This is a genomic window from Gilliamella sp. X-57 (assembly GCF_057063565.1).
Genome location: NZ_JBXSQI010000018.1, coordinates 54934 through 67809, shown reverse-complemented (window position 1 = coordinate 67809; position 12876 = coordinate 54934). Strand labels below are relative to the sequence as shown.

The window sequence follows — 12876 nt, the reverse complement described above, 5'->3', positions numbered from 1 at the left end:
AACGTCGCTTTAGGACATTCAATGTCATCGATGACTTTAATCGTGAGGCGCTAGGCATTGATATTGCAGTAAGCTTACCGGCAGGGAGAGTTACCCGTTACTTAGATAAACTGGCTGAATATCATGGCTATCCATTAAAAATACGAGTCAATAATGGACCAGAATTTACAGGAAAAACCTTTATAAACTGGGCTAAATCCCATGATATAACCATTGATTATATCCAGCCCGGTAGCCCTTATCAAAATGGCTATATTGAACGATTTAATCGTACCTATCGTACTGAAGTACTCGATTTATATCTTTTTAACAACTTAGCACAAGCAAGGAGAATAACCGAAGAATGGTTAACGATTTATAATACCGAAAGACCGCATGAGGCGTTAAATAACATGACACCGATTGAGTATAAAACACTAAAACAAGCAGCATGATTTTCTACTTGAATCTTGTACTAAGTTTGGGGTATTTACATACCCAATTCTCAATTAATTACGAAACGGTATAGAATCCTGAATATTTTTTACAAAAATACAGTCTAAAATATGAACGGTAGTGTAAATGTAAATACTCCATCGTGAGCACAAAACTGACGTAGAAAATAACTCAACCTGTTTTGACAATGCCATAAGAGATGGTTTTATAGCGTTCCTTCTTACGGGTACGAGGACGAACAACTTCAATCTGACTTTCTTTAGCGCATGATAAGTTATAAATAGTCGGACGACTGACCACAAAGTGTTTTGTCAATCGGTAACTTATGATAGAGACCCATATCGCTCACCTTTGATACGGCGATGTATATTCATTACAGTTTTTTTAAATTACAGTAAACAACGCGAGTAATTCCTACGCCAAGATACAAATTATCAAAATGAGCATGGGTTACTGACAAATATCAGTAAGATTAGATTTTTAAAAATAGCTCTCTACTTTTAAATGGTTTTGATCCTACATAAGGTTTTAACGCCATTTTGGTAAACCGTTTAGCCGCTTTTAACGTACAGTCATTATTAAATTGACGTTTTCCCAAAGCTAAAACTTGCTCCCCTGTAAAGCTTGTACTATTTTGTAATAAACTACTAATAAAACCTTTTTCGCTTTCGTATTGATAATGCATCGATTTAACAATATCATCACCAGTTACACAGCAATGAAAATAATCAATGTGATACCCTAAATTTTCTAATAACGATAATTCAAAAGCTCGCAGCACATTTTCAGCAGGAATTTGTTGGGCTAATTGTTGCAAGCTTGCTAAATAATCATCAAAAAGAGTTGGCATTTCTGTTTCTGCAACTAAAACTCGATGTAATAGCTCATTTAAATAAAATGCGCTATATAAGAAAACAGATACTAACGGTAATGCCAGCGACATAGCTTCAACTTGCCGCAATGTTTTTATTTCACCTTGACCTGAATATTGTACAATGAGCGGAGTAAAAGGTTGCAACATGCCTTTCAATGCTGAACTTTTTCTCCTAGCCCCTTTGGCTAACACCGTTATTTTTCCGACATTTTCAACGAATAAATCAACTAATAAACTACTTTCAGTGTAAAAACGAGTATGTAGTATAAATGCTCTTTGCCAACCTTTCATTAAAATGCCTTTAAATTATATTTTTGATTAATAATTACACACAAAACAAAAAGAAATAAATTTTTCAAATTTTCACCTGAAATCTAGCTCAAATTCCGCTATAATCAATACAAACAATAGGATTATAGGATAAATAAAAGAGAAGCTATGGATCTTTTTTCAATAATTTTGCTACTAGTATTAATTGTATCACTTTCTGGTGTCGTTATTAAAATGTTACCAATACAAATTCCATTGCCACTAATGCAAATATTGTTAGGTTGTATACTGGCTGCCTTTGGTGTTTATGTAAAATTCGACCCAGAATTATTTCTTGTTTTATTCATTCCACCATTACTGTTTGCTGATGGGCGTAAAACATCGGTAAAAGACTTTGTGCACAATGTCAGAGAAATTGTTGGACTAGCGCTAGTTTTAGTTGTAATAACAATTGTCGCTGTTGGTTATTTACTTTATTGGATGTTACCAAAAGGAGTTGAATTAGCAGCAACATTTGCACTAGCTGCAGTTTTATCGCCAACAGATGCTGTAGCATTAAGTGGAATTGTGGGGAAAGGACGCATTGAAAAAGAGAAAATGGAGATCATCGAAGGTGAAGCATTGATGAATGATGCTTCAGGTTTGGTGTCTTTAAAATTTGCTATTGCTATTGCAGTTGGTGATGCAGTATTTAACATCTTTGATGTGAGTATGCAATTTTTTATAGTTGCGCTTGGTGGCTTAGCTATTGGCGTTTTATTTACTTGGCTATATGCACGTATTTTACGTAAAATAAATCAGCTGACTCACAATGACCCTGCAATTCAAATTGTATTATTATTCTTACTCCCATTTGCCGCTTACATTATTGCCGAGGAATGTCATTGTTCTGGTATTTTAGCAGCAGTAAGTGCAGGTATGACAGTTAATCATTCTGGTATGATGCGAAATGCACCATTAACTGCGCGTTTGCAATCAGATAGCACATGGTCAATGCTAACATTCGTTTTTAATGGATTTGTATTCGTTTTATTAGGTATTCAGTTACCAAGCATTCTGAACAATACTTTCGCCGAAAACCAGATTGATACCTCAATTGAAGTATGGCAATTATGTTTAATTGTTTTATTTGTTTTTGCGGTATTAATGGGAACGCGATTCGCCTGGTTGTGGTCAATGAAACATCTACCAGCCATGCCATTTGGCACAAAACGCCCTCTTGCATTTAGAGAATACTCAACAAGAGATCTTTTAATTTCGACATTTGCTGGTGTTAGAGGAGCGATTACTCTAGCTGGTGTGTTATCTATTCCAATGACAATTGGTGGTCGTTATCAACTTGTTTTTATTGCAACAGGTATAATTTTAATTTCATTGATTGCAGCAGTTATCATATTACCTATTTTGTTACGAGGTAGTGTTATTTTAGATAATTCAGAACAAGCTAATGAAATTTTAACTGTAAAGGGTCATATGGCAGAAGAAGCAATTGTTAGCTTGGAAAAAATGCAAAACAATTTGCTACAAGAAACAACTGAAGATAGTATGGATCAAGAAATAATACATGAAGTCGGTTCACGTGTTATTGGATCATTAAGACGTCGAACAGGTCTTAAAGGTTTAGAGAAAAAAGCACTTGAAGCAGAAAACCTAGAAAGACGCATGCGTCTGGTTGCAATTGGTGCGGAACGGACAGCTTTGTTACAAATGAAAATTCGTAACGAAGTAAGCGAAGAAGTTTTTGAACATTTAAATACCGACTTAGACATTTATGAAAAAATGATTTCTGGGGAAGCATAAATGATTGGAGCAAAAAGCCAAATTCTAAACAAGATTCATTCACAGTTTGTCAATAATGGGCCCCATATTTTGGGGCTTACCTTACGATGCATTCCTTTTAATGTCAAAAAGCAAGCCATAGAACAATTATTACAGCTACAATTTGAACATTCCCTAGAAGATGGCGATCTTGATTTTTTAGAAAATCGTTGGCTTAAAATAGAAGTTACTGATTTAGGGCTTATCTGGTTTGTAAGTTTGATCGAAAATAAATTAGTTGTAAGCCGAGAAGAAATTGCTGATGTGAGCTTTATCGGTAATGCTAATGATTTAATTATGATAGCGACTAGACGTCAAGATCCCGATACCTTATTCTTCCAGCGTCGCTTGATTGTTGAAGGTGACACTGAATTAGGACTATATGTTAAAAATTTAATGGATTCTATTGAGTTAGAAGCTATGCCAAAATTTTTAAGACTAACACTTGAAAAATTAGCAAATATTATTGAAAGTGCGCCAGCTCATTAATTCACATGTTAACATAACGTGACGGATAATATATTAGTTTATTGCTGATTTATTATCTAAGAATACTTCTGACTGGTTGAAGATTAATTTTTTTCATTTACTTAAAAGTGACCATGTCGCGTTTTAAGGTGTTTTGTTAATAGATACATTTGAGAATTAATTATACAAGTTATTCTATATAACAAATTGTAAAAACACAGTTAATTGGTATATTGTCGTGGTTTTATTTCACAGTGTTGATACATATTTTTTCCTCTACATTTGTGGAGGTTTTTTCATTCTATCTGAAAGAAATCCAAACGCAATTGTTCCTTTTTGTGATATTCTTACATATTAATCGTCTATTAATTATGATAAACCTGTAGAAAATATTATCTAATATGGATTTTAATTTTGTATCACTTAGTTCCATCTATTTTCTACACTCTGTTCCCACTTGCAAGTGAATGAATAAAAAATATTTAAATAATTAAAAAATTAGCAAAAAATAATTGTAGTCAATTGGATTTCAATAAATAAGAGAACAATTACGAGCAAAGTTACACAATGAAAAACGACCAAGAACAGTCTACTTTTTACTTTCATGATTATGAAACTTTTGGAACTCATCCAGCATTAGATCGTCCCGCACAATTTGCTGGGGTTCGAACTGATAAAGATTTTAATATTATTGAAGAACCTCTTGTTGTATATTGTCATCAATCCCCAGATTATCTACCCAATCCTGAAGCAGTACTAATAACGGGAATTACCCCTCAAGAAGCTAATCAAAAAGGTGTTTGCGAAGCAGAATTTACTCGCCTAATTCATCAAGCTTTTAGTGAACCAAATACATGTATTCTTGGCTATAATAATATTCGTTTTGATGATGAAGTTACTCGTAATATTTTATATCGTAATTTTTATGATCCTTATGCCTATAGTTGGAAAAATGGAAATTCCAGATGGGATCTGCTTGATGTAGTTCGAGCTTGTTATGCACTAAGGCCAGAAGGAATTAATTGGCCCAAAAATGATGAGGGCTTACCAAGTTTTCGTTTGGAGCATTTAACAAAAGTGAACAACATTAAGCATGAACATGCACATGATGCGATGTCTGATGTTTATGCGACTATTGCAATGGCTAAATTAATAAAAGCAAAACAGCCTAAATTATTTGATTATTTTTTCCAATTACGTAAAAAAAATAGAGTTGCTGAACTTATTGATGTGGTTAATATCACGCCACTAGTTCACGTATCAGGCATGTTAGGCAGTCACCGTGGAAACCTATCTGTAGTTGCACCTATAACTTGGCATCCAGTACAAAATAATGCCGCTATTATTTGTGATTTAACTGGAGATATTGATCTCTTAATTGAATTACCTGTCGAGCAAATAAAAGAAAAATTGTACACAAAAACTGAAGATCTCCAACTGGGCGAAGCACGAATACCTTTAAAATTGGTTCATACCAATAAATGCCCTATTATTGCACCATTAAAAACCTTATTACCTGAAAACACCGAACGATTTAACATTGATATAAAGCAATGCTTAATCAACCAACAAAAACTATTACAAAATCAAAAATTATTACAAGATAAAATGCAGGCGTTATTTAATATCGATGATAATAACCCTATTAATACTATTAATTCTGATGTTGATGCTCAAATTTACGGGAAATTTTTTAATAATCAAGATAAGTTACGCTGTGATACTGTGCGAACAACTCCTGTTCATTTATTAGATAGTTTATCAATAACATTTGATGATCCGCGGTTAGCAACACTATTTTTTCGATACAAAGCACGAAATTATCCACAAACATTGACAGAACATGAACAAATTATCTGGAAGGATTATTGCCGTGATAAACTTCATGTTCAAAAAATCCAAGATTACTTATTAACATTGGAACAATATGCAGAAACTTATATTCAACTGTCAGAGAAACTTGCAATCATTAAACAACTTTATCATTATTGCCATTATTTAGTTGGTAATTAATTTTGACGGGCGTATTATATATGCAAATAAACCTACTTTCACACTAACTATAGGCATAATAATCATAATTTAAAATTAAGATTAAATTTACGTTATGAAACATTTTCTAGCTAAGCACGCCACCATCAAACATCGATTATATTCTTTGTACTATACACTTTTCAGTTATGGTCGAGGATTGGCCATATTAACTCTCTGTCTATGGGGCGGTGATATTATTTCTAAAATATTACCTATAATGATTCCTGGCAGTATTATCGGTTTGTTAATTCTATTCTTCTTACTTGCCTTTCAACTAATTCCCACCTGTTGGATCAAAAATAGCTGTAATCTATTCATGCGTTACATGACATTACTTTTCATTCCTGCTGCAATGGGAATAATGGATAATTATTCACTTTTATTGCAAAATTGGATACCGATAATATTTGGCTGTGTTGGTGGATCATTCATCGTATTACTTGTAACTGCTTTTTTAACGGAACAATGTCATAAGGTCGTACCAAAAAGAAAAGATGAGGAATATCAACCATGATATGGATGCTACCATTAACGCTTTGTGTTTTTCTCGTTATTCGAAAAATATCGTTTAAAATAAAAAATCCGTTATTTAACCCTTTAGTGATTTCGGTCATAGTTTTAATTCCAATACTACTCATCACCAACACAAGCTATATACAATACGTTGATAACGTGCAAATCATTAATGATTTATTGCCTTATTCTGTTGTTGCCCTCGCCTATCCTTTATATGAACTTATTCCACAAATTAAAGCACGTTGGAAGTCAATTATGATCATTACTTTTATCGCTTCGCTTTCTTCAATGATGACAGGTGTTTGTATTGTATTTTGGCTAGGTGGAAATACTGAAATTGCTGCATCGGTTTTACCGAAATCGGTGACCACAGCTATTGCTGTAACAATTGCGGATAATCAAGGAGGAATACCATCTATCGCTGCACTTTGTGTGATACTAGTTGGTACGCTAGGTGGCATATTTGGCCATCAAATATTGAATTTGGTAAAAATAAAATCAGCACCAGCGAGAGGATTATCAATTGGTGCGATTTCACATGCTGTTGGAACCGCTCGTTGTATCGAAGTTGATTATAATGAAGGTGCATATAGTTCATTATCCTTGGTTTTATGTGGCATCATGACATCATTGACAGCACCGTTTTTATTTCCAATAATGGTATTTATTTTTAACTGGTTTTAGCATGAAATTAAAAAAGCTTATTGCTTATATAGCTAGTTTCTGTTTGGTTTCAATAATGGCAATTGCCAGTTTAGATTATTGGATCAGCTATAAAACAGCCCCTTATATTTATCATGATGAAAACCAATTGCCCTATCGAGCAATTGGCGTTGTGCTTGGTACCTCAAAGTATGTTCGAGGTGGTGGCTTAAATGATTTTTACCGTAATCGCATTAATGGAGCAATTGATCTTTATTGGCAAAACAAAGTTGATTATCTATTACTAAGTGGTGATAACGCCCTTTTGAGTTACAACGAACCTATTACTATGAAGAAAGATTTGATAAAAGCAGGTATTCCTAGTAATTCAATTGTTTTAGATTATGCTGGATTCCGAACTTTTGATTCTGTTATTCGAGCCAATAAAGTATTTGATGCAAATGATTTTACGATTATTACTCAAGAGTTTCATTGCGAACGAGCGATTTTTATTGCTCTAGCACAAGATATACAAGCACAATGTTTTGCTGTTCCTTCCCCTAAAAGTATGAAGTTAGTCAGAATTCGTGAAATGTTTGCTCGAGTTGGTGCTTTTATTGATCTTTATGTTCTGAAAAAAGAACCTAAATATCTTGGTCCTACAATTCCCATCCTCTCTAATGCCCAGTAGTCATCCTTAGGGATAAAATTACGTCAAAAAGTTTCAGAAAAGCATACGTTTTAGTATAAAAAGAAAGCAAAAAACTAATAGTCTAATAAATTAGATTGCATTATTATGCAAAAAAATGTAATATTTAATCAATTATCGCTTAAAAAAATGTATAACTAACAATGAATATTGAATTAAACCATATTAACTGTTTTTATGGTAAGCACCAGGCCTTAAATGATGTTTCTCTCTGCTATCCACTTGGTGAGACCATTGTATTACTTGGTCAGAGTGGCGCTGGAAAAAGCTCTTTATTAAAAGTCTTTAATTTACTTGAAATACCGACATCAGGGCAGATGACTATTGCCAATTCACATTTTGATTTTTCTAAAAAAATCAGTGAATCAACAATTCGTCATCTTCGTAAAAATGTAGGAATGGTGTTTCAAAACTACAATTTATGGCCACATTTGACGGTGCTAGAAAACTTGATTGAAGCACCTTGCCAAATATTAAAGTTATCTAAAAAAGAAGCTAGCGATAAAGCTATGGCTATTTTAAACAGATTACAAATTGATGATATGGCAAAGCGTTATCCTCTTCATCTTTCGGGCGGTCAACAGCAACGTGTCGCTATTGCTAGAGCATTAATGATGGAACCTCAAATATTATTATTTGATGAGCCAACAGCAGCATTAGATCCAGCGATTACATCACAAATAGCTGAAATTATTAATGAACTTTCTGAAACGGGAATTACACAAATTATTGTTACACATGAAGTCGATTTTGCTCGTAAAGTTGCTTCACAAGTCATTTATATGGAGCACGGTAAGATTATTGAGCAAGGACAACTGGAGTGTTTTGCTCATCCTCAAACTGAAGAGTTTAAAGCTTATTTATCACATTAATTAAAATAAATTTAGGTGGATATATGAAAAAAACGTTACTAGCCATTTTTCTTGCAGGAACAGCGTTTGTAGCCCAAGCAACAGATACTTTAACAATCGGCACAGAAGCAACTTATGCGCCTTTTGAATTTACTAATGAAAAAAATGAAATCATTGGTTTCGATATTGATGTGATTAATAAAGTTTGTGCTGAGATAAAAGTCTCATGCAAAATTGTCAATCAATCATTTGATGGCTTGATTCCAAGCTTAAGAACTCGTCGAATTGACGCTGCTATAGCTGGAATTGATATTACGCCAGAACGTCAAAAGCAAGTTGATTTTACCAACATTTATTATGATGATAGCTCAATTCAATTCATTACATTAAAAGATACATTAACTGACCTTCAGCAATTAAAAGGTAAAACTGTTGGCATTCAAAAAGGAACAACTTATCCAAAATATCTAAATGAAAAATTCCCAGATATTAAACAAGTCAGTTACGATAGTTATCAATTTGCTTTTTTAGATTTAAAGGCTAAACGAATTGATGCAATCGTATCAAGTTCAATTGTCGCTGGTGAATGGCTAGGTAAAGATTCTGATATTGTACCATTAAGTGATAAAATCACTGATCATGAATTTTTTGGTGAAGGTTTAGGTATTGCAGTTCGTAAAGGCAATGATCAATTACTAAATCAATTTAACCAAGCTCTGGATAAACTCAAAGCAAATGGTGAATTAGATGCTATTTATAAAAAATGGTTTAATAAATAATTATTAAACAGTAAAACTCGACTTCGCTATGATCTCGCCGCATACTTTGCGGCGAGTTTATTTTTTAATTTAACAACGGTTTTTTTATGTCAGACTTTCTAACAAATGGAACAAACTGGATCCTACCTTTGATGGATGGATATATCTTGCCACTAACGCAAGCTACATCAATTACATTATCATTAGCATTGGTATCGTTAATTATAGGTATGTTTTTTGCCTTTATTTTTACGCTATTAGAATCGGCTCCATTCAAACCAGTTGCATGGTTAATGTCTCTGTTTAATTTAACGATTCGAGCTTTACCTGAACTATTAATTGTCGTCGCCATTTATAATGGGTTACCCTTATTACTCATATTATTAAATGATGGATTTACAATTAATTTTTACTTCGCCTCATTAACAATACAACTCGATATTCAAAATTTTAATATTAACCCTTTTTTATGTGGTGTAGCTGCACTTTCACTATTATATGCAGTCTATGCTTCACAAACGCTTCGCGGTGCATTCAAGGCAATTCCCAACGGACAAAGACAAGCTGCCCAAGTACTTGGACTTAGTAAATCACGCACATTCTTCCGTATTATAATGCCACAAATGTGGCGTCATGCCTTACCTGGATTAAGTAATCAGTGGTTAATTTTGTTAAAAGATACCGCACTGGTTTCGACCATCGCAATTAATGATTTAATGATGCAAACTAAAACCATTATTGCTCGAACAAACCAACCTTTTTTATGGTATATCATCGCAATGATTATTTATCTCATCATCTCTATTTTAAGCAAAAAAGTAATATCACGAATTGAAAAACGTTCAACTTATTTTGAACAACCAACATCAGCAAAAAGTTAATAAGGTCGTATTATGTCTGATAATTTTGTTTATTACCTTAAAATCATACTACAAGGTCTACCTAATACTTTAAGCTTAGGTATTTTGGGAATGCTATCGGCTGGATTACTGGCAATCGTCTTAGCATGTTTATTATCATTAAATTCAAATGTATTAACTAAAGTTATTCGTACTTATATTATTCTATTTACGGGTTCACCACTGCTTGTCCAACTATTTTTAATTTATTACGGACCTTCGCAATTTAGTGATACGTTAAGTAAAATGCCTGTCCTTTATGAACTTATTTCATCATCTTGGTTTTGTGCATACTTAGCCTTAACACTCAATAGTGCAGCTTATACAACACAAATTTTTTATGGTGCACTAAAATCTTTACCTCAAGGACAATGGCAAGCTTGTCAAGCGCTTGGTATGAATAAAAAACAAACATTAAAAGTTGTCGTGCCATATGCATTAAAGCGAGCTCTTTCAACTTATTCAAATGAAGTCGTTTTCGTGATTAAAGGTACGGCCTTAGTATCAATGATTCAAGTGATGGATATTATGGGATATAGCAATCAATTAAATGGTGATTACTATGATTTTTCTATTTTTGTGGTTGCAGGGCTAATATACCTCTTGATAAATGGCTTACTGAGCACCATTATGAGAGTTATAGAGAAAAAAGCCCTCACATTCGAAAACTAATATGAACCAATTTGATTCAACATCCTTTTTGAAAACAGTCCCACATAAACCGGGAATTTATCAGATGTTTAATGATAAAGAGACGATTATTTATGTGGGCAAAGCCAAAGATCTCAATAATCGCTTAAAAAGCTATTTTAATAGCAGTAAAAAAACACTAAAAACAGATATGCTTGTTAGCCATATCCATCGTGTTGAATTTACAATTACCAATACTGAAACTGAAGCCCTACTACTTGAGCAAACATACATCAAAAAACATCAGCCACGATATAATGTGCTTTTAAAGGATGATAAAAGCTATCCGTTTATAAAACTAAGCAAAGAAAGGCATCCTCAACTATCCCTTTATCGTGGAGCAATTAATCGTAAAAAAGATGAATTTTTTGGTCCCTACCCTAGTGGTTATGCAGTTAAACAGATATTAACACTATTGCAAAAAACGTTTCCAATAAGACAGTGTTTAAATACAACCTATCGAAATCGAACTCGTCCCTGTCTGCAATATCAAATTAAACGTTGCTTAGGTCCTTGTGTGCCAGGTTTAGTCAGTGATGAAGACTATCTAGAGCAAGTTAACTATGTTAGGTTATTTTTATCCGGTCAATCAGATCAAATACTACAAAAAATAACCGAAGATATGCAAAAAGCCAGTAAAGAGCTCAATTTTGAAAAGGCTGCGGTTTTGCGTGATCAACTACAAGCAATAAAACATATTAATGAAAAGCAAGCTATATATAATAATAATGATAATCTTGATGTCATTGGTTTCCATTATGAATCAGGCTTGGCTTGTATATATGTCTTATTTATTCGAAATGGCCAAACCTTTGGACATCGCTCTTATTTTCCTAAAGTACCATCAAATACCGAACTAGAAGAAGTTATTGAAACCTTCTTGGGACAATTTTATTTGCAAGGCAATCAAAATAGAAATATCCCTAAAAAGATTTTACTTAATTTTTCGTTGTCTGATAAACAACCAATGGAAGAGACACTGTCACTTATTGCTGATCATCAAGTTAAACTGGTTGATGAACCCAAAGGTGATAATCTTAAATTACTCAATATTGCAACCGTGAATGCTCAAACTGGGGTTAAAAATAAACTACTAGCAAACTCAACTATTAAACAACGTTACGATGCATTGAAAGCCTTTTTGGGGATTGACAAAATTAATCGAATGGAATGTTTTGATATCAGCCATTTTATGGGTAAAAATACCATTGCATCTTGTGTCGTTTTTGATGATAAGGGACCGGTTAAATCTGAGTTTCGACGCTACAATATTACCGGTATTACACCTGGTGACGATTATGCAGCAATGGAACAAGTATTAACTCGCCGTTACAGTAAAAAAGAGCTACCAACTGAAAAAGTGCCTGATATTATTTTTATAGATGGCGGTAAAGGACAACTTAACCAAGCTCTACAAGTATTTGAACAATTGGATGTCAATTGGAACAAAAATCACCCTATTTTAATTGGTGTAGCTAAAGGCGCTGAGCGTAAAGAAGGATTAGAAACACTATTTTTTGAAGCTCATGGCACGGGATATTACCTTGATGACCATTCCCCTGCACTATTGCTTATTCAACAAATTAGAAATGCATCACATGATCATGCTATCGTAGGTCAGCGTAAAAAAGGGACAAAGCAACTTACTGACAGTGCATTAGAGCATATTGAAGGCATTGGTGCCAAAAGACGTCAAGCGCTACTCAAACATTTTGGCGGATTAAGAGAGTTAAAAAGTGCCAGTATTGACGAAATAGCTCAAGTGCAAGGTATATCAAAATCATTAGCTGAAAAAATTTATCTAAATTTACAACAATAACACATTGAAAAAATAACATATTTCAGGCAACATAACCATTAAGAAAAGACTGTTTTTTATCAATCTCTAATGCATTGATTAATAAAATAAAAA

14 protein-coding genes are annotated in these 12876 nt (G+C 33.4%); 12 read left to right on the top strand and 2 right to left on the bottom strand.

What is annotated here, in order from left to right; genetic code table 11:
* Window positions 1–434: integrase core domain-containing protein (locus tag ACYIAL_RS09470; RefSeq protein WP_483751527.1), on the top strand; the 434-nt coding region annotated here is incomplete at its 5' end.
* A gap of 172 nt (window positions 435–606) precedes the next feature.
* Here ACYIAL_RS09470 and ACYIAL_RS09465 read toward each other — a convergent pair.
* Both ACYIAL_RS09465 and recO read right to left on the bottom strand, forming a co-directional pair.
* Window positions 607–735 (bottom strand): hypothetical protein, encoded by a 129-nt coding sequence (locus ACYIAL_RS09465; protein WP_483751526.1) that lies wholly within the window; start codon window positions 733–735, stop codon window positions 607–609.
* Between the two features lie 172 nt (window positions 736–907).
* Window positions 908–1600, bottom strand: a complete 693-nt coding sequence (recO, locus tag ACYIAL_RS09460; RefSeq protein WP_483751525.1) for a DNA repair protein RecO — start codon at window positions 1598–1600, stop codon at window positions 908–910.
* A 147-nt stretch (window positions 1601–1747) separates the two neighbouring features.
* On the opposite strand from recO, the gene ACYIAL_RS09455 reads away from it, so the two are divergent.
* From ACYIAL_RS09455 to uvrC, 11 genes are all read left to right on the top strand, one after another.
* A complete protein-coding gene (locus tag ACYIAL_RS09455) occupies window positions 1748–3379 on the top strand; it encodes a Na+/H+ antiporter (RefSeq protein WP_174797415.1) in 1632 nt (543 codons plus the stop codon).
* A 21-nt stretch (window positions 3380–3400) separates the two neighbouring features.
* Window positions 3401–3886, top strand: a complete 486-nt coding sequence (gene ubiT, locus ACYIAL_RS09450) for a ubiquinone anaerobic biosynthesis accessory factor UbiT (RefSeq protein WP_174797472.1) — start codon at window positions 3401–3403, stop codon at window positions 3884–3886.
* A gap of 546 nt (window positions 3887–4432) precedes the next feature.
* Window positions 4433–5878 carry an exodeoxyribonuclease I gene (gene sbcB, locus ACYIAL_RS09445; RefSeq protein WP_483751524.1) on the top strand — a complete coding sequence of 482 codons (1446 nt, stop codon included), beginning with the start codon at window positions 4433–4435 and terminating at the stop codon, window positions 5876–5878.
* A 94-nt stretch (window positions 5879–5972) separates the two neighbouring features.
* Window positions 5973–6413 (top strand): CidA/LrgA family protein, encoded by a 441-nt coding sequence (locus ACYIAL_RS09440; RefSeq protein ID WP_483751523.1) that lies wholly within the window; start codon window positions 5973–5975, stop codon window positions 6411–6413.
* Window positions 6410–7099 carry a CidB/LrgB family autolysis modulator gene (locus ACYIAL_RS09435; RefSeq protein ID WP_483748085.1) on the top strand — a complete coding sequence of 230 codons (690 nt, stop codon included), beginning with the start codon at window positions 6410–6412 and terminating at the stop codon, window positions 7097–7099. The genes ACYIAL_RS09440 and ACYIAL_RS09435 overlap by 4 nt, the downstream gene beginning before the upstream one ends.
* Window position 7100: 1 nt before the next feature.
* Window positions 7101–7748 (top strand): ElyC/SanA/YdcF family protein, encoded by a 648-nt coding sequence (locus tag ACYIAL_RS09430; RefSeq protein ID WP_065637560.1) that lies wholly within the window; start codon window positions 7101–7103, stop codon window positions 7746–7748.
* Between the two features lie 161 nt (window positions 7749–7909).
* On the top strand, window positions 7910–8638 hold the full coding sequence (gene artP / locus ACYIAL_RS09425; protein ID WP_174797420.1) for an arginine ABC transporter ATP-binding protein ArtP: 729 nt from the start codon (window positions 7910–7912) through the stop codon (window positions 8636–8638).
* A gap of 23 nt (window positions 8639–8661) precedes the next feature.
* Entirely contained in the window at window positions 8662–9396 is a 735-nt protein-coding gene (locus ACYIAL_RS09420; RefSeq protein ID WP_483751522.1) for a transporter substrate-binding domain-containing protein, read from the top strand.
* A gap of 131 nt (window positions 9397–9527) precedes the next feature.
* On the top strand, window positions 9528–10256 hold the full coding sequence (artQ, locus tag ACYIAL_RS09415; RefSeq protein WP_483751530.1) for an arginine ABC transporter permease ArtQ: 729 nt from the start codon (window positions 9528–9530) through the stop codon (window positions 10254–10256).
* Between the two features lie 12 nt (window positions 10257–10268).
* On the top strand, window positions 10269–10946 hold the full coding sequence (artM, locus tag ACYIAL_RS09410; RefSeq protein WP_483751521.1) for an arginine ABC transporter permease ArtM: 678 nt from the start codon (window positions 10269–10271) through the stop codon (window positions 10944–10946).
* Window position 10947: 1 nt separating this feature from the next.
* Entirely contained in the window at window positions 10948–12783 is a 1836-nt protein-coding gene (uvrC, locus tag ACYIAL_RS09405) for an excinuclease ABC subunit UvrC (protein WP_174797423.1), read from the top strand.
* The last annotated feature ends 93 nt before the right edge of the window (window positions 12784–12876 follow it).